Source organism: Algoriphagus aestuariicola, assembly GCF_017254835.1.
Classification (GTDB): Bacteria; Bacteroidota; Bacteroidia; order Cytophagales; family Cyclobacteriaceae; genus Algoriphagus; species Algoriphagus aestuariicola.
Map to the genome: position 1 here is coordinate 1,143,570 of NZ_JAFKCW010000001.1, position 25,739 is coordinate 1,169,308.

The window sequence follows — 25,739 nt, forward strand, 5'->3', positions numbered from 1 at the left end:
TAAAAAGTATGTTCTCCATCATCATCCCCCTATATAACAAGTCCAAATACATCAAGAGAGCGCTTGACTCGGTGATGGAGCAAACTTTTCAGAATTATGAAGTCATCGTGGTCAATGATGGTTCTACAGATGGCGGAGAGAAAATTGTATTCGAATACGGAGAAAGAGTCAAATTAATTTCTCAAGAAAATCGAGGGGTTTCTGAAGCCAGGAACCGGGGAATCCAAGAATCTAGGCATCCTTGGATTGCGTTTTTGGATGCAGATGACTTTTGGCGGACTGACTATCTGGAAAACATGCAACGCGGGATTGAGAAATTTCCCACATCAGGTATTTTCGGATGCAGCTATGCCCAAAAAATGGCAGAATTTGGCAAGCTGCATCCTGAAGCTTGGTTTCAAATGGATGATTATTTCAAACGCGCCATTATCAATACCTTATTTTTTACTTCTGCTACTGTAATCAGGAAATCTTTTTTTCTTCATAATCCTGGATTTGACAAAAGTTTGGCAAGAGGTGAAGATTTGGATGTTTGGTTTCGTGCGGTTTTGTTTTTTGAAAGACCTGTTTACAACTTTTCCAAATTGGTGTTCTATAGCCATGAGGATGCTGGACAGGCTACTAATAGGGTATTTCCATTGAGAAGATCTCTTTCTTACAAAATCCTTAGGAATAAACTCTATTCGGGATATGGGGACAACTTCCCGGCGGATTTTGAGGTGTTCCGGAATCGGTATGTTTATTTTAATCTTTTCCCATACCTTATAGATGCCCAAAATAATGATGATGCAAAAGAGCTCCTAAAGAACTTAAAAAGGGAGGATGGATTACTACGAATTCCTTACTGTCCACCTTTTGGCCTTTTACGAAACTTCATGAAATTTTCCGGGGGGAGGGATCTGATTAGGAATTACCTGAAATTTTGTCTTCGATATATTTATAAGGAATGAAATCGAGCATTTCGGCGGCAACAAACAGGGAAATAATTATTTGCCAAGCGAGATTCAATCTGGCCAATTAAATAAACAAAATATAAACAGATGAAAATCATCCGACTGTGCACTCTTCTGGATTTTGGAGGATTGGAACAAAGACTAGCGACTATTTCCAAAGTGGATGATTCCAATGAATGGGTTTTTTGTGCCTTGGGAACAGGAGGTGACGCTGCAAAGCAAATTGAGAAAAATGGGAAAAGAGTGGTATTACTGGAAACGAGTTACACAATCCCAAGTCTTCAGGCAATTTTTGAGTTGTTGCGATTTTTTAAAAATGAGCGGCCTGACATGGTACATACGTCTGGTGCTGAGGCTAATTTTCATGGCATAATTGCAGCCAAAATTACAGGAGTAAAGAAGCTGATCTCAGAAGAAATCGGAATTCCCAACCAAAAATTTTTCCATAGATTCGCATTCCGACTTCTTTATAAATTTCCATCCCACATTTTGGGCAATGCCTTTCCGGTCGGAAAGTATTTGAGTGAAGTTAACGGAGTCCCTTCCGATAAGCTTAAAATCATTCCCAATCCCGTAGATTTTTCTTCCATTAAAGACATTGAAAGATCAGAGTCCTCAGAATTTCATATCCTTACGGTGTCAAGACTGAAAGCCGTTAAAAATATTGAGGGAGTTTTGCGGGTAATCGCATGTTTGAAAAAAGATGGGAAGGCTGTGCGATTCACGGTTGTAGGGGAAGGGGATCATTTCCCTGTTTTGAGAAACTTGGTCAATGAATTGGACCTTAAAGAGCAGGTAGATTTTAAAGGGTATTTACCAAAGCCTTTTTCTGTAATTGAGTGCGCTGATATTTTTGTTCTCAATTCCTTTACGGAAGGGTTTTCAAATGCCTTGGCTGAAGCGATGGCTGCGGGGATACCATCCTTGGCTGCAGATGTAGGAGCGGCTAGAGACCTGATTACTGAAAGTGAAACTGGTTGGCTGGTGAGTGCGGGAGATGACGATGGCCTGTATGGGAAGTTGAATTTTATAATGTCTCTTGAAAAGAGTCGTCGGGAAAATGTTGGCAAAACTGGCAGGATATCCATAAGGGAGAAATTTTCACTGGAACGACACATGGATCAGTTGATGGAGCTCTATCATAACTGAAATGGATAAAATCAGAGTCCTTCAATGCATTGAAACCATTTCTTCCGGGGGAGTTGAACAGACTCGCTTAACCTTGGCGAAAAATCTGTCCAAGGTGCGCTTTGAAATCAAGATGACTTGTTCCTTTGCTTCTGGTCCTATTGCGGAGGCACTTCAAGCGGAAGGTGTGGAGTTGATTCCTTTGGGTTCAATGAAGCATCCTTTTGATTGGAATATTCATCGACAAGTGCAGGCGATCATCCGTGAATTCAATCCGCACATCATGCATGGAGGTGTATTTGAAGGTAATAGTTTGACAGCACTTTCGGGAACTAGGATGCGGGTTCCGATAAGGATTATGGAGGAAACCTCCGATCCACAAAATCGATCGCGCAAGGCAAACTGGTTGCTTCGACAGTACAGTAGGATGGTGGATAAAGTGACGGCAATCTCTCCGAATGTGGAACGCTACTTACTGGAGACTGCTTGCATAGCCAGAAAAAAAGTGCTGCTGATCAATAATGGAGTGCCTATCCCAGGATTTATTTCTGAGACGGAAAAAACCGCACTTCAACATGAACTGGGTATCGACACGGATACAGTTGTAGTAGGTTTTGTGGGTAGGTTTTTCAATGACCATAAGCGGATGACAGATTTGTTGGATGCGATCAGTTTTCTCAAAAAATACAGTTTCAAGGTGTTGATGGTGGGAGATGGAAGAGACCGCCTTTTAGTAGAGCGAAAAATAAAAGAATTAGGAATTTCTGACAGAGTAGCCTTGGTAGGATACCAACCTAATACTGACCGATTTTACTCCGTAATGGATATTTTTTGTGTACCATCAATTAGAGAAGGATTCGGACTGGTGGCTGCGGAAGCCATGCTTCAGGGGTTGCCGGTAATTGCATCAAGAGTGGGGGGCTTGCAGGATATTGTCTTGGACCGAGAAACCGGCTATTTGATACCTCCTATATCACCGGAATCTCTAGCAGAAAAAATTCGGATCTTAATTGAACAGCCCGAACTTCGTCAAGAGATGGGAGAAAAGGGAAGGGAGCGAGCTTTAGCCCATTTTAGTGCAGAGCGATATTGCATGGAAGTAGAGAATCTTTACCTGGAGTTATTGGAGAAGAAGGGAATAGGTAAAAGAGAGTAGGGATTAGGTAAATCTTGAATAACTAGGCTCGCCTTAAAAGGAATAATTGAATGCTTGATATACTAGTTATCCTATTGGTAATTCTCGCCCTTGTCAACTCTAATGCGAGTATGTCGAAGCGGTTTGGCTTGCCAAAGAAGTATGAGTTACAATTACAATACCTTTTGGCCTACCACCTGTTTTTTAGTCTCTTTTTTACCTGGTATATATTGAATTTTGGAGGAGATTCCCAAGGATACTGGAGATTTGGAATGGAACAGGTATTGATCAAAGGAGAGAAAACCTGGTTTTCCTATTTTGGCGAGGGGACAACCTTTATTTTATGGATCTGCTATATTCCAAGCCAATTGTTGGGTTTGTCATATGTGACAGGGAATATAATTTTTGGGGCTTTGGGCTTTATTGGGATTCGATACATTTTTATAATGACTGCCGACTTATTTCCTACCAATTATGAGGTCTTGGGTGTACCGCTTTTTCCTACGGTATTTTACTTTCTAAACCTTCACTTTTGGTCGGCTGGAGTGGGAAAGGATGCCATTTGCTTTTGGGGAATAGCTTGGTTTTTGTTTGCGATACAAAAATACAGTAGCCGATGGTGGCAAGCTGTAATCGCATTATTTTTTGTCTATTTGGCAAGACCACATATTGGACAGGCCTTGATTTCAGGGGCTGGTATTGCAATTTTATTAGGATCTGAAGTTAAGATCGGATATAAGATTGCATTGAGTGGTCTTGCTGTTGTAGGAGCAATTTTTCTTTTGCCAAGTACCCTAGAGGCTTTAAGGTTGGAAGATCTTTCATTGCAGTCTATGGAATCTTTAACCAATGCTACTGTAGGAAATTTAAGTTCTACACATGTAGGATCAAGGGTAGACATTAGTAGCTATTCTTGGCCTATAAAACTATTTACCTATATGTTCCGGCCTTTGTTTTTTGATGCGCACAATTTTGTGTCTTTTTTCAGTTCATTCGAAAACATACTATATCTCTACTTGAGCTTTTTTATCTATCGTAACTGGACTCCAGAAGCATTGAGGGACATGCCTTTGTTTTTAAAGGCAGGCATTATTACTTGGATTCCGGTGACCTTGGCCTTTATGAATGCCCTTAGTAATCTCGGCGTGGTGATGCGCATGAAAAATATGACCATGATCTATTTTCTGCTCTTTTGTTTTTTTCTGATTGCCTACAACAAAAAGCTAAGAATCCAGAAAGCGATGGAGCGAGTGAAAGACCTGAAGCTGAGAGAGGAGATTAGAAGGAGAAAAGGAGTTGTTGGGAGAGCTAGAGGGTAGGAGAATGGGAAATGGAGACTGGGAGAGCAAATAATATTAAAATAAATGGGTTTCGTCCTGAGCTCGCCGAAGCGAGACTGTTCAATTGGCTGTCTCAAAATTTAATGTTTTGAATTTTGAATATGAAAGAAGACAAAGAAGAGTATGAATTCAAGGCTTTTGCCAAGTAAACGGGTGGGACTGTCGAGTGTCTCAATCTCCCAATCACTCAATCACTCAATCCCATATCAAATGAAAACATCGGAAAGCTTTGAAGATTTGGTCTGCTGGCAGAAGGCGTATCAATTTAAACAACGGATAAGGCTGGAGGTGATGCCTCAACTACCTCCAAAAGAACAGTTTGAACTCAAATTCCAAATTATGCGGGCAGCACGTTCCGCTACTGCCAATGTTGCCGAAGGATGGGGTAGATTTCACTTTCTCGATTCCAGCAGATTCTACTATAATTCACGGGGTTCTCTTGCAGAGATCATTGACCATTTCATCGAGGCGAAGGATAAGGGATATAGTTCCGTTGATCTGTATGAAGGCCTCAAATCCCAAGTACTGGAATCGATCAAGGTGCTAAACGGCTTTATCTTCTACCTGAAAAGGGAACATCTTAAGACAAATGCCAAGAATTAATCCAGCTCCCAATCATTGATCCCCCCTGCATTCTGTCCCCAAGCTAAAAATGTCCACTGGACAAATTATTTACGCTCGGTCCTTCCCAATCTTCCAATGACCCAATCTCTTAATCACTTAATCACCCAATCACTCAATATCTAATATTTATTCCCCATTTTTTGAAAAGCAAGCAAGCGAAATCCAATATCCTCTTCCTGCCCAAGTACCCGCGTATGGGCGCTTCCAGCCGTCTACGCACCTACCAGTACTTGGATCTTTGGAAAGAGGCAGGCTTTGGGACAATGGTTTCTCCCTTTTTTAATGAGGCCTATCTCAAGCAAGTATATAGCCATCAAAAACCGGCTCTATGGAATGTATTGCAGTGCTACTTCCGAAGATTTTTCGTGCTTTTTTCTGCTTTCCGATACGACTTTATATGGGTGGAAAAGGAGCTCTTTCCCTTTCTTCCTGCCTGGGGAGAGCGCTTTCTCAGGGCAGCGGGACTGCGCCTGCTGCTGGATTATGACGATGCCGTCTTTCACAATTACGACCAAAGCCCCAGACCCTTGGTCCGGGCCCTGCTCTCTAACAAGATAGACCAGGCGATGAGGGCCGCAGCCTGCGTCTTCGTGGGCAACGAGTATTTGGCCGAACGTGCACGGAAAGCTGGGGCTCAACGAATCAGCTTCCTGAGAACAGTGGTAGACCAAGAAAAGTACAGCTGGAGTCCTCGGCAACAGGAGGCTCCAGTAGCAAAGGCTGGCATAGTCCGAGGAGCTGAAGACGACAGTCTTCCAAGGCAAAAGGATCTGCCGACTATCGGTTGGATAGGCTCTCCTAGCACCCTGAAGTATCTCTCATTGATGTCCAAAGCCTTGGCAGATGTATATCAAAAAGTACCCTTTCGTTTCGTTTTGGTCAATAGCGAAACTGCCAAATACAGAAATCTCCTGCACTTGCCTGAGGGAGTAGTCGAGCACCTAGTCTGGTCAGAGGATGAGGAGGTATCACAGCTTCACCGCATGGATATCGGGATAATGCCTCTGCCTGATGATCCCTGGGAACGTGGCAAATGTGCCTATAAACTTATCCAATACATGGCCTGCGGACTTCCGGTGGTGGCCTCTCCCGTGGGGATGAACAAGGAGCTCGTTTGTCATGGGCGGAATGGCTTTTTGGCACAGTCAGACAAAGACTGGGAGGAGAGCCTCCTACAACTTCTCGAAAATCCCGAAATTCGCCAAGCCATGGGAAAGGAGGGGAAGGGTCTGATAGCAAGGGATTATACCTTGACAGGGAATTTTCAGAGGATTAAAAAAGAGCTAGAGGAATTGGAGTTTTTGATTCCAGGTGATCAGTAAACAGCCGGAGTAGGTATTGGCGTTTTATAGTGGGCAGTTGCAGTAGGCAGTGACCAGTCACAGTCGCCCCGAGTCTTGAATATTCGGTTCCATACAATGGTATGACGAAATTCCTGTCACCTTGAGCGTCTCCGCAGTGAGTCGAAGGTATTGTCACCGGGAGCGAAGAGACGGGAGTCACGGATATCGAAGTGTCAGTATGACGCAAGCGACTCCAATCAGCCCGATACGAAATACCTTGTTCAGCTCGATACAGATAGCTATTTCTGGAGCAGCTTTCACTCGCACCTAATGCTTAGCCCTCGAAGTTGAAATATAATATACCGTCCTCCTTGACCAGCTCGCGGGCCTTAATCTCACCTCCAAACCTCCCAACTTCCAACCTACCAACTTCCAACCTACCAACCACCACAGTCATAGCAACTAAAAAACTACTCTTTATCACCTGGGATTCCGATAAAAGCAATTATTTGGAAACCCTGTTTTTCCCAATCCTGGCGGGTCTGCAGGCCCGGGGAGAGATCGTTGCCTACGTCTTTCAGTTTTCTTGGGCAGACCGGGAGGAGGTTCGAAGACTGGAGGCCCTTGCGGCAGGACAGGGAATCGCCTACCAGCACTTGCATATCCCTCGCAAGCCCCATCCGACTTTGGGTAGTCTATGGGCAGTCGGGAGGGCGCTGAAACCATTAGAAACCCTCATTGATGAACAGAAAATCGAGGTTCTTATGCCAAGGAGTACCATGCCTGCCTGGGTCGTACTCCGCATGGTCTCTCGGCTGCGGCATTTGCCGGAAATCATATTCGATGCAGACGGACTCCCCATACAGGAGAGGCTTGACTTTGCTGGAATGAAAGTGGGCGGACTGATGCACCGCCTTCTCAAGGGGATCGAAGACAGGATATTGGAAAAGGCCGATAAGGTCTTGGTCCGGAGCAATCGGGCCACAGCCATCCACTTAGAAGGAAATGCACGTCTCTGGGCCAGAAAGTTTTACAAAGTCATCAACGGAAGACCTGAATTGCTTTTTTTTTCATCGTCCTCCACCCGCTCGGCCACTCGGGTGCGGCTAGGGTTCGGCGAGGATGAACTACTCCTTGTCCATGCGGGATCTCTGGGCGGCGGCTATGAAACCGAGCGGATGTTTGAACTGCTGCAAAGTTTGGATGAATATGGACTTCCCGCTAGACTTCTGTTGATGAGCAGAAATGAAGAAAAGGCACATGCCATGGTACCGATGTCTCTCAAATCTATCGTATCAGTAATTTCCTGTGAGTTTGAAGCCGTGCCGGAGATTCTACGCGCGGCAGATATCGGGATCTGTCTCCGGAAAAAGGCCAAGTCCATCGCGGGCATTGCACCTATCAAACTCGGGGAATACCTGATGTGCGGTCTTCCTGTGGTTTTCAGCCAGGGAATTGGTGACCTGGACGAAATGCTGTCCGGTTTGCCCTTTGCGCTGAGAATAGATGGGGAATACAGTGCCCAGGGATTTCTGCGCTGGGCGCGTCGCATACCTCAAATGGAAAGGTCGGAAATTGCGGAGTTCGGTAGAAGATACTTTTCCTTAGAGTCGTCTTTAGAATCGTATACTAAGGCACTGAAGGAAGGATGGAACTAGGTGATGGAGCGATCGTCCTTGCCAGCTTACTTGGGGGGGGCACCTGGGTATACTGCAGAACTCGACGATTCCAGGGCCTGTTGCCAAGATTGGGCTACCTTGTCATTTACCTCTTACATCTCGGGATGGGACTTTATTTTTACAACTATATCTCCCGGCATGGCGGTGACTCCCTGTTTTATTGGCAACTACCCAGCTATTTCGACTCGGATTTGCCGACTTGGATATCCGCTTACCGATACGGCGACCACTTTCTCCAATCCCTCAATTCTCCATGGGTTTGGGGAGGAGTAGGGTACATGGGGGGGACTTTCCTGTACAACTTTCTTTCTATGCTTGGAATCGGGTTGATCTATGAGAAGGTGTATGATAGTTTTGGCGGCAGCGAAGTCCCTGGGTGGCTGTTAGCGCTATGTGCGCTTTTGGTATGCCTGTCTCCCGGTTTGCATTTTTGGACCGGAGGCGTGTCAAAGGAGTCTTTGTTGGTATTGGCGCTGGCCTTGGTGTTCAGGTATTTTGAAGCAGTGGATGCCAAGTCTTTACTGTTGGTTTTCTTGGGCTTTTTTCTCGCACTCCACACCCGATTGGTAGTTGGGATAATCTTGGCTATTCCCTGCTTTCTGCCGGTGTTTTCATGCACTTCCGTCTCACGAAGGCTGCGGCTTATTGTTTCTGGGATTGCAGGGTTGATGCTCTTGCAGGGATTTATATTCTTACGTTTTGCGCTTTTTGGGGAGGACGATGTAAGTATAGGTGCCATCAGGGAAGTCAGTGAGCAGCAGCTCGAGTTTTTGGGAGGTTTTGGCGCAGCATCGCAAATCGATTTTTCAGGAATGGGTTTTTTCGGACGTCTTTCCACCATCCTTTTTAGGCCCTTTCCTTGGGAAACCGCTGACATTCACAGCTTGGTCTATTCTTTGGAAAATACATTTCTGGTATTCGTACTTGTCGCTGGAGGAATTGTTTTGGTTTTGCTCGAAAGTAGGCCTCCAAGGACAGCCTTGGCCTTTTTTGCCATTTCCTTGGCGATGGTGATCATTTACACCTTCACTCTTAATAATTACGGGATCGTATATAGGATGAAGTCTATTTTTTCGCCTTTTTTGTCCTTGCCTTTCATTTGGGCGATCTGTCGTGAAATTGCTGATAGAGGTAAGTTTAGTGCATAGGATTTGACAGCAGCTAGAATTATTATTTCTCTGGATTTTGAACTTCATTGGGGGAGGTTTGACAAGTACGGTCTTACGCCAAACATGAAGTATTATCAAAACACCTTGAATACGATCCCAAGGATTCTTTCGACGTTTGCAAAAAATGGCATACACGCCACTTGGGCCACTGTAGGCAGCTTGATGGCCGAAAGTCGGGAAGAATGGGAGGAATATTGCCCCGGTCAGATTCCCGAATTCAAAAACAAAAAATACTCAGGCGTTCACTGGTACCGCAGTAGTGGGCAACAGGACCGAACTGGGCTTTTTGCCCCTCACTTGGTCAGTGAGATACTTGATTCTCCCAATCAAGAGTTGGGGTCCCATACCTTTACCCACTATTACACCGCTGTGGCGGGCGCTGATGTCGACAGTTTTGCCCATGAGCTTCTGTCTTCAAAAAGAATCGCCAAGGATAAGTTCGGTGTGGATTTGAAGTCCCTTGTGTTTCCAAGAAACCAGTACAGTCCGCGCTACCTGACCACTGCCTATGACGCTGGATTTGAAGTTGCAAGAATCAATCCTGTCGATTGGTTTTGGAAGGCCTCGGCTACAGATTCTTTTCTGAAGCGTATTTTTCGAACCGGCGACACGCTGATTCCCATCGGTCACAAAACGAGCTTTGGGCCTACCCAAGCCCGTGAGGGGGAAATTGTGGAGATCCCAGCATCGCGACTGCTCAGGCCATATCGGGAACATTCAGTGTTTAACGAGCAGAGAATTGCGAGGATCAAAACCGAGATTGACCACGCCTGTGCCCATGGGGAGGTGTACCACCTGTGGTGGCATCCGCATAATTTCGGGCATTTGCCGGAAGAAAATATAAAGGTATTGGGAAATTTGCTAAACTTCGTTCGGAACAAAATCGAATCAGGACGGCTAGTCAGTCAAACGATGTATGAATTTGCAAACTCATTGGACAAAATTTCATCTCAAAGCAGGGAGGGAGCCTATTTTGGCGAGACCAATAACAAAAGAGCCTAGGATGAAACCGGCGTTGTTAGTGGTAGTCTTGGTGGTGCTCTCTGCCAGTTCCTGTATCAGCAACAAGCGTATCACTTATCTCCAAAACCTACCTGGCAACCCCGAAATCGGCTTGAATGAATATATACCCTTTGCACAGGTCGATTACCAATATATCCTTCAGCCCTTTGACATCGTGGATATTGATTTTGCCTCCTCTGACGAGGAATTGACCCAGGCCTTCGAATTTCAAGGCTCGAGGTCCATGCGCCAAGGTGGCGGAGGAGGAGGGGTCAGCGACCTGTTCTACTTTACTGGATATTCTATTGATCAAATGGGATTTGTGGAGATCCCCAAATTGGGCAAGCTCAAGCTGGCCGGGCTGACGGAAGTGGAAGCCCAAAATGTGGTACAAGCGGAAATCAACAAGTTTTTCAAGGAGGAAGTATACGTCAAGCTAAGGATAGGAGGCATTAGGTTCACCGCACTCGGAGAATTTTCTAATACTGGCACCCAGATCATACTCAAGAACAGGGCGACAATTTTTGATGCGCTATCCGTTGCGGGGGAGTCCAACATCCTGGCCAAAAAAAACAAGTTGTTCATCATCCGGCAGTATGACAAGGGGACCAAAATACACCAAATCAACCTCAATGACCGTCAGCTGCTGGCTTCCCCCTACTATTTTATCCAACCCAACGATATCCTTTACCTCGAGCCTATGGCGATACGCCAGTTTGGAAATGCGGAAAATCTGACCTCATCTCTAGGCTTGATTATCTCGGTGACTACGTCCATTATCCTTATTGTAGCATTAGTGACAGACAACCTATGATAGACGGGAAGCAGGATTTTTCGAAGTTTCAGGATGAAGTCAAGCCGGTAGACATCAAGTACTACCTGATCAAGTATTCCAGGTATTGGCCTCTATATGTGACCAGCATATTCTTGGGACTCATCCTCACTTTCCTTTTTCACAGATATGCCGTGGAAAAGTATGAGGTTCAAGGCTCCATCTTGATCAAGCAAAACTCTAGTCCAGAAATGAAGATTTTGGACCGGTCAAATATTTTTTCCGGGATGTACAATTTAGAAAACGACATCCTCTTGCTGACGTCCAGAAACCTGGCGGAAGCTGCATTGAGCAAACTGCACTTCAACGTCACCTACTATGCATCCACCAATATCAAGGAGGTGGAGATGTACGACCAGTCGCCCATCTATGTCGAGGTAGACCCCGACTTCCCGCAGATGGAAATGGGGGAGGTGACCTTTACCATGCTTTCGGATACCGAATTTATCCTTACTCAGGAGGAGTCGGGATTTTTTGACTTTCTCAGCGCCAAGCCATCCGGCCCTGTTGATAGGGCTATTTTAAACCGGGCTTACAAATTTGACGAGCCAATCTCCTCCGAGAACAGTCGCTTTACCATACGGAAAACCAAGCATCTCAAGGCAGGAGACAAACTTTCCTTCGTCATCCACAATCCGGTACAGATCGCAGATAGTTACGCCGCGGCGCTTATGGTGAGACCGGTTACTTCCTACGGTACGGTATTACAAATATCCATGGTGACCACCGTAGTGGACAAGGGTAGGGACTACGTCAATGCCTTGATGGATTCCTACATCGAGTATAACCTGAAGGAAAAAAACCAGATGACCGAAAACACGATCGCTTTCTTGAAGAAGCAATTGTTTGTCGTGGAAGACTCGCTCAAGTCAGTGGAAAGGAAGATGCTCAACTTCAAGGTGAACAACAAACTCCTCGATATCAATTCGGAATTTGGTGGAGTCTTAGGCAATATTCAAAACCTGGAAGCCCAGATTCAGGTGGTGGACTTTCAGTTAAACTACTATCGGTCGCTGAAAAAATATCTGGAGGAGAAGGGCAGGGACTATTCGGATATTCTCGCTCCCTCTCTCGTAGGCATAGAGGATGGCACGCTCAATAGCCTCATCGGCTCGCTCATTGATATCTCCCTTCAGCGCAGAAGACTGCTTGCGGTGGTCAATGAAAACCATCCCAATGTGGCTGAGCTGGATGAGCAAATCGCAAAACTGAGGGAGAATATCTTTGAAAATATCAAAAATCTCGTAGAGAACACGGAAAATAGAAAGGCCCAGGCATTGGCCAAGCTGGAGGATGAGGGGCTGGAATTTTCCAAACTTCCTCAGGCGGAATCAGACTTTATGAGCCTGAACAGGGAGTTTAAGCTGCGGGAAAACCTCTACAATTATCTTTTGGAAAAGCAGGCAGAGGCCGAGATCGCCAAAGCGTCGAATATCTCGGACAATTCCATTCTTGACCGTGCAAGAAGGGGAAGCCAGATCTTTCCAAAAAAATCGCAGAACTATGGAATGGCCTTTGGCTTGGGGCTGGCCGTTCCCCTGGTCTTATTGCTGCTCTATCACTATTTGAACAACAAAATCGTTGACCAAGTCCAACTAAAAAACGTTCTCCGGATACCTTTGCTGGGTACAATAGGGTTCAGCACCAAAGACACCAACCTACTGGTGCAAGAGCATCCCAAGTCCATGGTTTCCGAATCCTTCAGATCGCTGAGATCGGCCCTCTATTATATTTCCAGTGAGAAGGCCTGCAAAAAGATCCTCGTGACGTCCTCGGTTTCGGGTGAGGGAAAGACATTTGTCAGTATCAACTTGGCTTCCGCGATAGCGATGAGTGGGAAAAAGACTGTGTTGATAGGCTTGGATTTGAGACGCCCAAAAATCTCGGAATATCTGGGTGTGGAAAACACCGTCGGACTTTCTAACTATTTGGTAGGTAAGGCCGAGCGTGAGGACATCGTTGTCAAAACTGGATTCGACCAATTGTATATCGTTCCCTCCGGTACCGTTCCCCCCAATCCAGCTGAGCTCCTGCTCAAAGATAAAATGGACGAATTCATCAAATCTCTCGAGTCGGAGTTTGAAGTAGTGATCATGGATACCCCGCCTATAGGCTTGGTATCCGAGACCATGGATTTGATGCGGTTTTCGGACGTTAACCTGTATATCATCCGTCAGGATTTTACACACAAGAGATACCTTTTGATGATCAACGACCTATTTGTCAACGATCAGGTGGACAATATCTATGCGGTATTCAACGGGATGAAGGCAGGTTTGGACGTTTACGATTTTGGCGGATACAACTATGGATACGGCTACAATTACTCCTATATGCGAAAGAGTGAGTACTCGGGCTCTTACTATAATACCGAAGAAGGCGAAAGACCGAGCGGATGGCTAAGCCGACTGCTATCACGCTTTCGGGTTTAGACTTTTTATTCAGTATTAGATCTTTATTTATGGGATCCGCCATCCTGTTTTGTTTTTGGCGAAGCTTTTAGAACTTTTTTTGAGTTGAAAATTGCTGTTACGAGGTAATTCCCACTTGATTCTCGAGGTACATCCTGGATCCTTAATAGTAAATTCTCAACAAAGTGCTAGACGAGCTCAGCATTGCCTTTCTGAGTTTGTGGAAAGAGCTTGAAGTTTAGGCTTGGTAATGGTTTGCTTGTAATGAAGTAATAGTATCTAGTCCTCCCGATACGACCCATATACCGCATCCCGGAATCTTTTATGTACTTGGCCGGCAAAGGGCATGACCTGGACAAATAACACAGCTGTCAGTTCATTCTCTGGGTCCACCCAAAAGAGGGTGCTGGCCGCTCCATCCCAGAAAAACTCACCCACGACACCCATATTTTCCTCAGGCGAAGCCGGCTCCCGAAGGCGTACCGCAAAGTCAATCCCAAACCCTACTTGGCCCTTGCTGGGGAGCCACATCCTTTCGGTGATGTTTTCATCGAGCTGACTGGTTGCCATCAGCTTCACCGTCTCTGGCTTGAGTATGGTCGTGCCCTTATACGTTCCCCCATTTACCAGCATTTGGGCAAACTTCATGTAATCATCCACGGTGGAGGTCAACCCAAATCCTCCAGGAGTAAGGGGCCACTCTTGGGTATTAAAGGAGTGGGCTAGTGAGTCTGGCACTTGGCTGAGGCTACCATCCTGCTCTTTTCTGTAGACCGCAGAAATCCTGTCCCGGTCTCCTTCAGGCACAAAATACCTACTCTCTTTCATACCCAGTGGATCCAACACATTTTCCCTCACATACTCCCCATAGGGTTTACCCGAGATCCTTTCCACCAAAAATGCCTGTACGTCAACGGACGGCCCATAGGCCCACTGAGTGCCCGGCTGAAACATGAGAGGTACTTTTCCCATTTTCTCAGCCATCTGGACTAGCGTATTATTTCTGTTGCCCGCATCCGCTGCCTTTACTAATTCTCCCAAACCCGGCTGATTGGGGTCAATGGCAAAGCCCGCGGTATGGCGGGTGATATCGCGGATAGTGATGGGCCGAGCCAGTGGTTCAAGCTTGATCTCTCCTGTAATTGAGTCCACGCCGGCAAAGACCTGCATGTCCGCAAATTCGGGGGCGTACTTTTCCAGGGGATCGTCCAGTTGGAAAGCCCCCTTTTCATACAGGGTCATCAAGGCTACTCCGGTTACCGGCTTGGTCATGGAATAGATGATGGCAATGGTATTGCGATCCATGGGGTTCTGTGCTTCACGGTCTGCGAATCCTTCGGCCTTGAAATAAACCTCCTCACCCTTTTCATAGATCAGGGCTGAGACTCCAGCCACCATGCCGCTTTCCACCATGTCTGTCAGCGCAGAGTCCAATCGGGATTTAGCGGCGTCTGTGACTATTCCGGTTTCTTGTTTTACCGGCGCGCTACACGCCAGGACACATGCCGATAGGAGGAAGATCAAGAAGTTTGGGGATTTCATAATGGAGCTGAGGTCAATGGGTTTGAAATAAGCGTATTGCTGTAGCTTAAATATAGAAAAGTCAAGGTCAACTATTCAAAAAAGGGCTCGGAGATTGAGTGGGAATTGCTTAGTAATCCATTGAAAATGAAAGCGTGTCGCGCCTGTAGATGATTGGCAATTTAGGTGGAAATGTATGGTTGGCAGGCTCCAAAATACCCGCTTTGCCTTAGCTGGATTCTTTTGTCTGCCTATTTTTCAACCAGCTCTTTTTCCGCTTTGAATATTCGCTCCCGATGCTGAATTCCCCATTCTGCGAGTGCTTTGAATACCGGATCCAGGGAATGGCCGTAGTCGGTCAGGGAATATTCCACAGTCACGGGGAAGGTGTCATGGATTGTGCGCTTGACTAGTTTGTTGGCTTCCAATTCCCGAAGTTCCTTGGAGAGCATGCGGTCGGTGATCTTCGGGATCTCCTTGGCTATCTGCCCGAACCGTTTGTTTCCAAATTGGAGGGAGATCAAAATGGGCAACTTCCACTTTCCATTCAGGACATAGAGGGCATCGGTGACCGGCTGTATCAAGCGCATACAGTTGGCGTGTGTCTTGGGTAGATCGAGTGGGTTTTCCATGGGATTGTGATTTACTATACTCAAGTATAGTACTATACAAGGGTATAGTACTTACAAATGTATAGCAAAAATACCGAGGTTTGAGCGGTAATCAAAACAAAAATCCCATGAATAAGAACAAGATTATTTTCTGGACCACCACTGCCATCGTATCGGGGATGATGCTATTTAGCGGATTCCTTTACCTGACAAGCCCTGATTTGAAGGCTGCATTTGTCCATCTGGGCTTTCCGGACTATTTCCGCATCGAATTGGGCTTGGCCAAACTCATTGGAGCCTTGACTCTCCTCATCCCCGTCACGCCCTACATCCTGAGGCTGTTTGCCTACTTCGGGTTTGGCTTGACATTTATCTCGGCTATAGTTGCCCACTTCGCATCTGGAGATCCGCTTAGTGTAGTAATTCCACCCTTTATTTTCTTGGCGCTACTGCTAGTCTCCTATACTTATTGGGGAAAAACTGAGGAAAAGAAAGCGGTGTTTGCTTAAGCAGTAAGAGCTTGTCTCGAAGGTCTAATTTCTGTCTGCTTGAGTCTTCAATATTAGGATAGATGAAAATTAGCTGTGAAAGGGTTCTGTTCGCTGGCAAACCATCAAATCGATAAATTACCTTGGAGGTTTGCCAGCGAAATACCAAATAAAATAAGTGCGGTTTGGGCCAGCGTCCAGCCCCGTGCGGTAGGAGCTTTGGCAAATCTTGATTTTTTGGTCCTTTTGGATCAAGCCAAAAGGACATAGAAAAAGAATCGACGAAGATTTCTCGACGGGTTAATAGATAAGGTTACAAGTCTGGCCTAATTTTCAATGATGCTGACATCAGGGATGAATCTCCACATCATGATTCTACGCCAGCGCTTAAATTCTTGTATTGTTTCTCCTACCAGGGGTTAAAACCCATGGCTGTCGACCTTCGATCCATACTGGTTCAGATACTGATTCAGACCTCAACAAGATCCCTAAATGCTAGCTTCCCACCGTCACGGTCAGAGCTCCAAAAGCCTACAAGGCCGATTACCGCGTTTAACCCAATTAAACGCCTCAGAAAGATCTGCAACAGAAGAGTTTCCAACTTGGCACAAAATTCAAAAGGGATAGGCGCGAGGGGAGGATTTGCCAGCGGGCCAGCGTCCAGCCCCGTGCGGTAGGAGCTTTGGCAAATCTTGATTTTTTGGTCCTTTTGGATCAAGCCAAAAGGACATAGAAAAAGAATCGACGAAGATTTCTCAGACGGGTTAATAGATAAGGTTACAAGTCTGGCCTAATTTTCAATGATGCTGACATCAGGGATGAATCTCCACATCATGATTCTACGCCAGCGCTTAAATTCTTGTATTGTTTCTCCTACCAGGGGTTAAAACCCATGGCTATCGACCTTCGATCCATACTGGTTCAGATACTGATTCAGACCTTAACAAGATCCCTAAATACTAGCTTCCCACCGTCACGGTCAGAGCTCCAAAAGCCTACAAGGCCGATTACCGCGTTTAACTCAAATAAACGCGTCAGAAAGATCTGCAACTGAAGAGTTGCCAACTTGGCACAAAATTCAAAAGGGAAAGGCGCGAGGGGAGGATTTGCCAGCGGGCCAGCGTCCAGCCCCGTGCGGTAGGAGCTTTGGCAAATCTTGATTTTTTGGTCCTTTTGGATCAAGCCAAAAGGACATAGTAAAAGAATCGAAGAAGATTTCTCAGACGGGTTAATAGATAAGGTTACAAGCCTGGCCTAATTTTCCATGGTGCTGGCATCAGGGATGAATCTCCACATCATGATTCTACGCCAGCGCTTAAATTCTTGAATTGTTTCTCCTACCAGGGGTTAAAACCCATGGCTGTCGACCTTCGATCCATACTGGTTCAGATACTGATTCAGACCTTAACAAGATCCCTAAATACTAGCTTCCCACCGTCACGGTCAGAGCTCCAAAAGCCTACAAGGCCGATTACCGCGTTTAACTCAAATAAACGCGTCAGAAAGATCTGCAAACTGAAGAGTTTCCAACTTGGCACAAAATTTAAAAGGGATAGGCGCGGTGGCAGGATTTGCCAGCAAAATAGTGAGAGAAACAAATGGCCTTGTTAGAGTATCTCTATGCTGTATTTTTTGACCTCTGATTTCCCCGGTTCAAGCACCCGAATACCTTCCTTTTCGGCAAGTATTCCCGAATGGTCTACCGAGTCGGCGATACCCAGCCAAGGCTCAAGACACACAAAAGGGGCACCTGGCTTGGCCCAGATGCCGAGGTAGTCGAAGTCCCCAAACTCCATTTTAAGTATTGGACCCTTGTCCCTGTGGCTCAGGGATACTTCCCTTGATTTCAGCTTTTTGAAAATCAAGGCATCTTGGTCAAAGATGTGCGCGTGCAGGCGGATTGTCCGTGTATTGTCCAGTAGCCTTTCGCCCATCTCCCCAATGAGCCCCTGCGGGCTAATCATCCAGGTATGGTCCGTTTCCTTTTCAGTAAACTCGATTTGGTAGTCTTCCCATTTTTCCCCCGGAAGAAGAGGACAGTTGAAGGCAGGATGGCCGCCTAGTGAATAATAAAGGTCTTTGTCTCCACTGTTGAAGACTTGATGAGAAACCTCCAACCTGTTGCCCTCGAGGAGAAAGGTAACCTCAAAGCTGAAATCGAAAGGGTACACTTCCAATGTCTCTGCACTGGAATCGATTTGGAACACCAAGAGGTTTTCTTCTTGTCTGGCCAGTTTGGGCAGATCGGAGTTTCGGACAAAGCCATGCTTGGGAAGGGCATAATCTTTTCCCTCGTAGCTGGTTTTTCCATCTTTCAATGCGCCAATAATGGGGAAGAGCACAGGGGCCTGGCCGGTCCAAAATTGAGGATCTCCCTGCCAAAGGTACTCTTGGCCGCTGGCCTTGGATTGTATGGAGCTGAGTTCCATTCCCTTTAAGTTGACCTGGACGCGGAGCGATGTGGATTCAATGGTGTAGTGCATGGTGTTTTCAAAAAAAGATGCCGAAAGATAGGGGGAACCGGGCAGATGGTCTCGGCCGAAGAGTTCAAAAATCTGGTGTCTCGGCAAGAAGTTCGGCAAATATGGATAACTGGTATTTAATAGAGGCTAACAAACTTCCTCCCACGGCACGTAATGGGAAGAATTTTACTCAACCTTCAGCTTTTAGCTTTCAGAATTCAAACTTTGCTCTCTACCTCCGACCTCCCGACTTCCCATTTTTTTCAGTATTTTAGACCAAAGCCCAATAACCATGCGACCCCTACTATCCAGATTTGCCTTCCTTCTCTTTCTACTGCCTTTTCTATCCTTCCAGGGTAGAATTCCTTTGGAAAAAAGGGCCCTTTTTGACGGAATGACATTTCAAGGTTGGGAAGGCGACACGACTAAGACCTGGCGCATCGTAGATGGGATGCTTGTTGGCGGATCGCTGGAGGAAACGGTACCACACAATGACTTTTTGGTGACGGACAGAGAATATGGAGACTTTATTCTGACCCTGAAGATTAGGCTTCGTGGTCAAGAGGGATTTATCAATTCCGGCATTCAGTTTCATTCCCAGCGCTTGGCAGATCCAGCCTACGAGATGACGGGCTACCAAGCGGACTGGGGTGAAGGGTACTGGGCTAGCCTCTACGACGAATCCCGAAGAAACAAAACCCTGATCGCTCCTGACTCTACACAGGTTCTAAAGTGGATCAAAAAAGGGGAGTGGAATGACTATAAAATCCACGCTGAAAAGGGAAGAATCCAGCTTTTCATCAATGGACACCAGACTGTGGACTACAAGGAACCCGACTCCATGATCCCTCAAAGCGGACTCATAAGCCTGCAAATCCATGGCGGAGGAAAAGCTGAAGTCGCGATCAAGGACATTTTTATTGAAGAATTGAATCAAAAAAATAGATAAACATGTCGATGCGAAAGGGCACCGGAGGTTTAAATGGCATGGCTTTAGAGCGATCATGACAACAGGTTCCGCCCCGGATGGGGCTCTATTGTGGTAGCTTATCACTTTTTCTACAAAGTTCCCGCTCCTACGGAGCTGTGTATACATGGAACCGTTCTAGGCGACAAGGCCCAGAGGGCCGAAAGCTTTGTAGCCAACAAAAGCGTATTCACCAGGAGCCCCAGCGGGGCGACACCTTATTTCTAAAAAGATCCCTCTCCTCAGGATCTGTATCTGTAATCCACCGTTTTTTTCCGACAAGGCCCAGCGGGCCGGAATCTTGGTGGCCTCAAATGCGAAAGGGCACCGATGGTTCAAACCGCATGGCTTTAGAGCAAATCAAGACAACAGGTTCCGCCCCGGATGGGGCTCTGTTTTGGTATCTTATCCTTTTTTCTACAAAGTTCCCGCTCCTACGGAGCTGTGTATACATGGAACCGTTCTAGGCGACAAGGCCCAGCGGGCCGAAATCTTTGTAGCCCCAACAAGCGTTTTTACCGGGAGCCCCAGCGGGGCGACACCAATTTTAGAATGTCAGCCCCAAATAGTGTCCCTGCGGGATATTTTTTCATTTCTTCTGCAAAGATCCCGCTCCTACGGAGCTGTATATACATGGAACCGTTCTAGGCGACAAGGCCCAGCGGGCCGAAATCTTTGTAGCCCGAAATGCGTTAGGGCGTCGATAATACAAAAAGCTTGGCTCTGGATCAAACCTGGACGTCGATGCGTTCCGCCCCGATGGGTTTGGGTGGGATGTTTTAATCTTTCTCTCTACTAAAGATGCCGCTCCTACGGAGCTGTGCCTGTAGTTCATCGTTTTTCCGACAAGGCCCAGCGGGCCGAAATCTTTGTAGCCAGGAAAAAGCGTGTTCACTAGGAGCCCCAGCGGGGCGGCACTAATTTTAAGGTTGCAGCCCCGAATAGTGTCCCGGCGGGTTGTTTTGTTATTTTTCTACAAAGATCCCGCTCATTAAGAGCTGCGTCTATTATCCATCGTTTTTTCCGACAAGGCCCAGTGGGCCGAAATCTTTGTAGCCCGAAATGCGTTAGGGCGTCGATAATACAAAAAGCTTGGCTCTGGATCAAACCTGGACGTCGATGCGTTCCGCCCCGATGGGGCTTGGGTGGGATGTTTTCATCTTTCTCTCTACAAAGATGACGCTCCTACGGAGCTGTGCCTGTAGTTCATCGTTTTTTTTCGACAAGGCCCAGCGGGCCGAAATCTTTGTAGCCCGAAAAAAGCGTATTCACCAGGAGCCCCAGCGGGGCGGCACTAATTTTAAGATTGCAGCCCCGAATAGTGTCCCGGCGGGTTGTTTTGTCATTTTTCTACAAAGATCCCGCTCATCAAGAGCTGCGTCTATTATCCACCGTTTTTTTCCGACAAGGCCCAGCGGGCCGGGATCATTGTAGCCCGAAATGCGGTAGGGCGTCGGTAACACAAAAAGCTTGGCTCTGGATCAAACCTGGACGTCGACGCGTTCCGCCCCGATGGGGCTTGGGTGGGATGTTTTAATCTTTCTCTCTACAAAGATGACGCTCCTACGGAGCTGTGCCTGTAGTTCATCGTTTTTTCCGACAAGGCCCAGCGGGCCGGAATCTTTGTAGCCAGGAAAAAGCGTATTCACCAGGAGCCCCAGCGGGGCGGCATTATTTAAAAACGATTTTTTTAAAATATCTCAATGATAATCAATAAATTATTCGTTCTATAGATTTCCCCAAATCACAAGACTTTTTCAATTTCAATCCAACTTTTTACCTCGTTTCGCTACTGCAATATCTCCGCAAACCATGGCAAATACCTACACCCAACTTTTGATTCATTTTGTTTTTGCGGTCAAGGGACGGCAGAACCTGATTTTGGAAAAAAACCGCAATGCTGTTGAAAGATACATTTGCGGTATTGTTTCGAACATGAATTCAAAACCCCTTGCTATCTACTGCAATCCGGATCATTGCCATGTACTGATTGGGCTTCACCCTACTATATCCGTATCCAAAATTGCGGGGGATATGAAAGCCAATTCCTCTCGGTGGATCAACGAAAACCGCATGATTCCCGGGAAATTTGAGTGGCAGGAGGGTTTCGGAGCTTTTAGCTACGGCAGATCTCAGTTGGATGCAGTTGTGAAATACATTCTAAGCCAGCCTGAGCACCATATGAGATATTCGTTTCGGGACGAATACCTTGAATTTCTTGAGAAATTTCAAATTGATCACCACGGTGAATATTTGTTTGACTTTTTGGAATGATCCTCTTTCTCTGCGTAGGATAACTACTAAGGGTCGGAATGTTGAAATGGAAGAAGCACGACCGGGTGTCTAATGCTTAGGGCATTGCTCAATTCTGATGAACTGATTGTATTATAAAGTGGGCTTGTGGCAAAGAAGCTGATAATAATTACATCAGTTTTTGATTAAGCGCACTTGCGTTATGCTTTAAATTTTAATTAACGCGCTCCCAATTTCTTGTAAGGAGACCAAGGGATTAATATCTTAAACCTAATTTAATCTGGAGGTTTGCGTTCATGGTGGAAGAACGGAATTGCGACCGATAGCCATTGATATTCAGTTTTCGATAACCCAAAATACATGAAACCACACCACCTACCGATCCTGATCGCCCTTTTATTTTTTGCCTTTACTGCGAAAGGCCAAGATGCCCAGGCCGACAAAGAATTTCACCTTAAGGCTACCATGCTGGGATACTTTGCAGAAGACGGAACCAGAAATCCCACGCTGAGGGCAATGAAAGGACAGACCGTCCGCATCACCATCACCAACGGGGAGACCATGACCCACGACGTGGCGATGGAAAAACTCGGGGTCAAAAGTGAAACTATCTTTGACAAGGGCATGAGCACCAGCCTCACCTTCGTGGCGGTGGAGGATGACGTCTACTATTGCACCATCCCGGGCCATAGGCTTGCGGGCATGGTCGGCGATTTTGAGATCTTGGAAGAGGGAGAGACAGAGGAAGTGCCGGGAGGAATGCTACCCATGAAAGACGGTGTGCCTCTGAACTTCAATTTTGAAAAAGGCAGCTTGGAGAATTGGACCGCGGAAGGGGAAGCCTTCCAGGATCCGCTTATTCATTCTGATCCCTCACCCTTACATGGGGAGGAAGGACCCATCTTCTTCGAAGGGGAGAGTTTTCTAAGCAGCGGAGGTTTGAAAAACTACCAGTTGACCGGAACGCTGGTTTCCGAGCCTTTTGAAGTTACCGCGCCTTTTGCGGCCTTTCGGGTCTCTGGCGGCGCCTTGGTGGATACCCGGGTGGAGCTGGTCTTGGCCGGAACCGATGAGGTGATCTTCAAATCCACCGGACAGGGGAGGGCAACCCTTCAGCCTGTAGTAGCTGACTTGACTCCTTTTTTGGGCAAAGAAATCCAAATCAGAATAATTGACAACGAAACTGGCATTTCTCAAATCCCCTATATCCAAGATGATCTCTGGGCCCATATCAATTTCGATGACTTCCGCTTTTACCCATCCAGGCCCAATTTCCCCAACGAACTCGACCAAGAGGATATCATTGTACTGCCACCCCTCGACCCAGTATTGAACGCGGGGCTTTCCGGAGTGGAAGCTGCAAAAGCTATGACTCCTCCTCCCGGATTTAAGGTTGCCCTAGCTGCCTCCGAACCTGAAATTATCCGGCCGATCAGTTTCACGATCGATGCCCGAAACAGACTTTGGGTTGTGGAAGGACATACCTACCCGGTTCCCGCTCCGGAAGGAGAGGGCAGGGACCGAGTGCTGATTTTTGAAGACACGGATGGGGATGGTACGCTGGACAGCAGAAAAGTTTTCGCGGAGGGCCTCAACCTAGTCAGCGGCATAGAAGTGGGAATGGGCGGAGTATGGCTGGGAGCAGCTCCCTATTTGCTCTTCATTCCGATAGACTATGAGACCGACAAACCTGCGGGCCCAGCCCAAAAACTTCTGGATGGCTGGGGAACCCAAGACACCCACGAGGTTTTGAACAACCTGCGTTGGGGACCTGATGGATGGCTGTATGGTACTCACGGGGTCTTCACCCATTCGAATGTAGGCAAACCCGGGGCGTTGGATTCCGAGCGGACCAAGATCAACGCCGGGGTGTGGAGATACCATCCCACCCGACACGAGTTTGAGGTTTTTGCCGAAGGCAGCAGCAATCCCTGGGGCATTGATTTCAATAGCTATGGCCATTCCTTTATTACTGTCTGCGTGATTCCCCACCTCTACTATGTGGTGCAGGGGGCGAGATATCAGCGTCAGGCCGGTAAGCATTTTAACCCCTATACCTTTGACGACATCAAGACGATTGGGGACCATGTGCATTGGCTCGGAGACCGCGGGCCACATGCGGGGAATTTCCGATCTGCCGCTGCAGGTGGTGGACATGCCCACGCCGGGGCGATGATTTACCTGGGTGGGGAAAATTGGCCGGAGGAGTACCGCAATGCCATTTTCATGAACAACATCAATGGAGCGAGACTCAATATCGACCTCTTGGAAAAATCGGGTTCGGGCTATATAGGCGGACACCACGAGGACTTTATGGCCATGAACGATTCCTGGTCCCAGTGGCTCAATTTCAAATACGACGCCAGCGGGTCGGTTTTTGCGATCGATTGGTATGACAAAAACCAATGCCACAGCCCCAACCCCGAGGTTCACGACAAATCCCTGGGCAGGATTTTCAAGATCAGCCACGAAAATGACCAGATCGTCCAAGCAAACCTTTACGACGCCTCTGACCTAGAGCTGGCCCACTACCAAACCCACGACAACGAATGGTATGCCCGCCAATCCCGTATGATCCTGCAGGAGCGGGGGGCAAGCCGCAAGTCCCGTAAAGCCCTAAAGGCCATTTTAGCCGATGATCCAGATATCACGCACCAACTGCGTGCGCTGTGGACGCTGCATGCCGTGGAAGGTTTGGATGAAGAGGAAATGGTGGAGCTACTTTCCAACTCCAACGAGTACATCAGCAGCTGGGCCATACAGCTATTGGCGGAGGAAAAGTCTGTTTCTTCGCAGACCTTGGCCAAGTTTGCCGAAATGGCAAAGGGAGACCAATCGGCTATGGTGAGGCTTTATCTGGTGTCTGCCATGCTTCGGCTGGAGCCAAGCCAACGCTGGGAGGTCTTGTCGGCATTGTCCCAGCGGGCTGAGGATGCGACTGACCACAACCTGCCGCTTATGCTTTGGTATGCTCTCGAACCGATGACCGACTTGGACGCGGCACGAGCCTTAGCATTGGCGGAAAATTCTAAGATCCCTATCCTCCTGCAATACACCATGGATAAGCTGGGGGAAAAGAATGTCTCAGCGGCGGAATCAGGCACGGTTCACCATTGATTCGCTTTCCCAAACATTTGTGCGACTGTGCTGCTTTTCCGAAAGCAGCACAGTCGCATTAGGAAGCCGCTATTCATTTGCTATGGTCTTTTATTCGCTCCGATCATTTTCACCGTCACCAGCAGTTGTCCCAAGTGGCGCTGGGCATGCTCTGCTGCGTGAAACAGCAAACCTCCTACCGTTGAGGGTAACTTTGCCCTCCCAACCGGGCGAAAATCCGCCAAAGTGCTGGGGTCGATCTGCGTCACGATGCGCACAAAGTGTTCAATCTGGCCATCCAGATTTTCGAGGAGGATGCTTGTAGTCAGGTGCTCCTGTCTGAGCCCTTCCCGCTTTAGCGCGTCAAATTGTTTTTCGCTTAGAATCTGGCTCTGCGCGTAGCTGGCCATGCGATCCATGACTCCGGCAATATGCTGGAGGTGGAAAGCTGGACAGGCAACACCGGCGGGCTTTTCCCACAGCATCTCTGAGGGAAAGTCTTTCATCAGTTCATGGATTTCTTCCTGCGCTTGCCTGATGGAATGTACCACCGGCTGCAAAAGGGGAGACAAGCCGGCAATCGGGCCTCGTAGCCATACTTCGGGTTGTTTGGTCATGGTAGAAAGTTAGGGGTTTGAAGAATTATAAAGCAATCGTTCTGTCGCCGCTGCCTAGCTGAAGCACAGATTAGATTTGCAACTGATCACCTTTCGTAGGATTCAAATTTGATTAAAGCCAATAGTTGATTTTTTATGCTAGACGGAGTTGGGAGTGATTGAATTAAT

General features: G+C 47.1%; 19 protein-coding genes. 15 read left to right on the plus strand and 4 right to left on the minus strand.

From position 1 onward, the window contains the following. Positions 1-8: 8 nt before the first annotated feature. The 11 genes from J0A67_RS04920 to J0A67_RS04970 all read left to right on the plus strand — a co-directional run bounded on the left by J0A67_RS04920 (position 9) and on the right by J0A67_RS04970 (position 13,577). A complete protein-coding gene (locus J0A67_RS04920) occupies positions 9-950 on the plus strand; it encodes a glycosyltransferase family 2 protein (RefSeq protein WP_206568147.1) in 942 nt (313 codons plus the stop codon). A 90-nt stretch (positions 951-1,040) separates the two neighbouring features. Continuing rightward, complete coding sequence (locus J0A67_RS04925) at positions 1,041-2,102, plus strand: glycosyltransferase (RefSeq protein ID WP_206568148.1); 1,062 nt, start codon at positions 1,041-1,043, stop codon at positions 2,100-2,102. A gap of 1 nt (position 2,103) precedes the next feature. Next, positions 2,104-3,237, plus strand: coding sequence for a glycosyltransferase family 4 protein (locus J0A67_RS04930; protein WP_206568149.1), 1,134 nt, complete (start codon positions 2,104-2,106; stop codon positions 3,235-3,237). Between the two features lie 263 nt (positions 3,238-3,500). Continuing rightward, positions 3,501-4,535, plus strand: a complete 1,035-nt coding sequence (locus J0A67_RS04935) for a hypothetical protein (RefSeq protein ID WP_241265068.1) — start codon at positions 3,501-3,503, stop codon at positions 4,533-4,535. A 231-nt stretch (positions 4,536-4,766) separates the two neighbouring features. Further along, positions 4,767-5,159 carry a four helix bundle protein gene (locus J0A67_RS04940; RefSeq protein ID WP_206568150.1) on the plus strand — a complete coding sequence of 131 codons (393 nt, stop codon included), beginning with the start codon at positions 4,767-4,769 and terminating at the stop codon, positions 5,157-5,159. 161 nt (positions 5,160-5,320) lie between these two features. Then, positions 5,321-6,502: a glycosyltransferase family 4 protein gene (locus tag J0A67_RS04945; RefSeq protein WP_241265069.1), complete on the plus strand. Its 1,182-nt coding sequence runs from the start codon at positions 5,321-5,323 to the stop codon at positions 6,500-6,502. A 470-nt stretch (positions 6,503-6,972) separates the two neighbouring features. After that, positions 6,973-8,121, plus strand: a complete 1,149-nt coding sequence (locus tag J0A67_RS04950) for a glycosyltransferase family protein (protein WP_206568151.1) — start codon at positions 6,973-6,975, stop codon at positions 8,119-8,121. Positions 8,122-8,246: 125 nt separating this feature from the next. Further along, positions 8,247-9,290 (plus strand): hypothetical protein, encoded by a 1,044-nt coding sequence (locus tag J0A67_RS04955; RefSeq protein WP_206568152.1) that lies wholly within the window; start codon positions 8,247-8,249, stop codon positions 9,288-9,290. A gap of 84 nt (positions 9,291-9,374) precedes the next feature. Beyond that, complete coding sequence (locus tag J0A67_RS04960) at positions 9,375-10,313, plus strand: polysaccharide deacetylase family protein (RefSeq protein WP_206568153.1); 939 nt, start codon at positions 9,375-9,377, stop codon at positions 10,311-10,313. Between the two features lies 1 nt (position 10,314). Then, positions 10,315-11,127: a polysaccharide biosynthesis/export family protein gene (locus tag J0A67_RS04965; RefSeq protein WP_206568154.1), complete on the plus strand. Its 813-nt coding sequence runs from the start codon at positions 10,315-10,317 to the stop codon at positions 11,125-11,127. Continuing rightward, the gene (locus tag J0A67_RS04970; protein WP_206568155.1) at positions 11,124-13,577 is read left to right on the plus strand and encodes a GumC family protein; all 2,454 of its coding nucleotides are present in this window, start codon (positions 11,124-11,126) and stop codon (positions 13,575-13,577) included. The genes J0A67_RS04965 and J0A67_RS04970 overlap by 4 nt, the downstream gene beginning before the upstream one ends. Before the next feature lie 258 nt (positions 13,578-13,835). On the opposite strand, the gene J0A67_RS04975 is transcribed toward J0A67_RS04970, so the two are convergent. Next, positions 13,836-15,098 (minus strand): serine hydrolase domain-containing protein, encoded by a 1,263-nt coding sequence (locus J0A67_RS04975; protein ID WP_206568156.1) that lies wholly within the window; start codon positions 15,096-15,098, stop codon positions 13,836-13,838. A 230-nt stretch (positions 15,099-15,328) separates the two neighbouring features. Then, positions 15,329-15,709: a winged helix-turn-helix transcriptional regulator gene (locus tag J0A67_RS04980; RefSeq protein WP_206568157.1), complete on the minus strand. Its 381-nt coding sequence runs from the start codon at positions 15,707-15,709 to the stop codon at positions 15,329-15,331. Positions 15,710-15,816: 107 nt separating this feature from the next. On the opposite strand from J0A67_RS04980, the gene J0A67_RS04985 reads away from it, so the two are divergent. Beyond that, complete coding sequence (locus J0A67_RS04985) at positions 15,817-16,197, plus strand: DoxX family protein (protein WP_206568158.1); 381 nt, start codon at positions 15,817-15,819, stop codon at positions 16,195-16,197. A 1,586-nt stretch (positions 16,198-17,783) separates the two neighbouring features. On the opposite strand, the gene J0A67_RS04990 is transcribed toward J0A67_RS04985, so the two are convergent. Then, positions 17,784-18,659 (minus strand): aldose 1-epimerase family protein, encoded by an 876-nt coding sequence (locus J0A67_RS04990; RefSeq protein ID WP_206568159.1) that lies wholly within the window; start codon positions 18,657-18,659, stop codon positions 17,784-17,786. Positions 18,660-18,930: 271 nt separating this feature from the next. Here J0A67_RS04990 and J0A67_RS04995 point away from each other — a divergent pair, with 271 nt between their 5' ends. The 3 genes from J0A67_RS04995 (at position 18,931) to J0A67_RS05005 (ending at position 24,975) form a co-directional block, all read left to right on the plus strand. Continuing rightward, positions 18,931-19,587, plus strand: a complete 657-nt coding sequence (locus J0A67_RS04995; protein WP_206568160.1) for a 3-keto-disaccharide hydrolase — start codon at positions 18,931-18,933, stop codon at positions 19,585-19,587. 1,830 nt (positions 19,588-21,417) lie between these two features. Beyond that, entirely contained in the window at positions 21,418-21,879 is a 462-nt protein-coding gene (gene tnpA, locus J0A67_RS05000; RefSeq protein ID WP_206568161.1) for an IS200/IS605 family transposase, read from the plus strand. 339 nt (positions 21,880-22,218) lie between these two features. Continuing rightward, complete coding sequence (locus J0A67_RS05005; protein ID WP_206568162.1) at positions 22,219-24,975, plus strand: PVC-type heme-binding CxxCH protein; 2,757 nt, start codon at positions 22,219-22,221, stop codon at positions 24,973-24,975. 80 nt (positions 24,976-25,055) lie between these two features. On the opposite strand, the gene J0A67_RS05010 is transcribed toward J0A67_RS05005, so the two are convergent. Then, the gene (locus tag J0A67_RS05010) at positions 25,056-25,571 is read right to left on the minus strand and encodes a DinB family protein (protein WP_206568163.1); all 516 of its coding nucleotides are present in this window, start codon (positions 25,569-25,571) and stop codon (positions 25,056-25,058) included. Between the last annotated feature and the right edge of the window lie 168 nt (positions 25,572-25,739).

Excerpts from the sequence above, each read along its gene's own strand:
- J0A67_RS04930 (WP_206568149.1), top strand. The coding sequence starts at position 2,104 with ATGGATAAAATCAGAGTCCTTCAATGCATTGAAACCATTTCTTCCGGG.
- J0A67_RS04965 (WP_206568154.1), top strand. The coding sequence starts at position 10,315 with ATGAAACCGGCGTTGTTAGTGGTAGTCTTGGTGGTGCTCTCTGCCAGT.
- J0A67_RS04980 (WP_206568157.1), bottom strand. The coding sequence starts at position 15,709 with ATGGAAAACCCACTCGATCTACCCAAGACACACGCCAACTGTATGCGC.
- J0A67_RS04975 (WP_206568156.1), bottom strand. The coding sequence starts at position 15,098 with ATGAAATCCCCAAACTTCTTGATCTTCCTCCTATCGGCATGTGTCCTG.
- J0A67_RS04955 (WP_206568152.1), top strand. The coding sequence starts at position 8,247 with ATGGGACTTTATTTTTACAACTATATCTCCCGGCATGGCGGTGACTCC.
- J0A67_RS04925 (WP_206568148.1), top strand. The coding sequence starts at position 1,041 with ATGAAAATCATCCGACTGTGCACTCTTCTGGATTTTGGAGGATTGGAA.
- J0A67_RS05005 (WP_206568162.1), top strand. The coding sequence starts at position 22,219 with ATGAAACCACACCACCTACCGATCCTGATCGCCCTTTTATTTTTTGCC.
- J0A67_RS04990 (WP_206568159.1), bottom strand. The coding sequence starts at position 18,659 with ATGCACTACACCATTGAATCCACATCGCTCCGCGTCCAGGTCAACTTA.
- J0A67_RS04995 (WP_206568160.1), top strand. The coding sequence starts at position 18,931 with ATGCGACCCCTACTATCCAGATTTGCCTTCCTTCTCTTTCTACTGCCT.
- J0A67_RS05010 (WP_206568163.1), bottom strand. The coding sequence starts at position 25,571 with ATGACCAAACAACCCGAAGTATGGCTACGAGGCCCGATTGCCGGCTTG.
- J0A67_RS04960 (WP_206568153.1), top strand. The coding sequence starts at position 9,375 with ATGAAGTATTATCAAAACACCTTGAATACGATCCCAAGGATTCTTTCG.
- J0A67_RS04970 (WP_206568155.1), top strand. The coding sequence starts at position 11,124 with ATGATAGACGGGAAGCAGGATTTTTCGAAGTTTCAGGATGAAGTCAAG.
- J0A67_RS04985 (WP_206568158.1), top strand. The coding sequence starts at position 15,817 with ATGAATAAGAACAAGATTATTTTCTGGACCACCACTGCCATCGTATCG.
- J0A67_RS04920 (WP_206568147.1), top strand. The coding sequence starts at position 9 with ATGTTCTCCATCATCATCCCCCTATATAACAAGTCCAAATACATCAAG.
- J0A67_RS04940 (WP_206568150.1), top strand. The coding sequence starts at position 4,767 with ATGAAAACATCGGAAAGCTTTGAAGATTTGGTCTGCTGGCAGAAGGCG.
- tnpA (WP_206568161.1), top strand. The coding sequence starts at position 21,418 with ATGGCAAATACCTACACCCAACTTTTGATTCATTTTGTTTTTGCGGTC.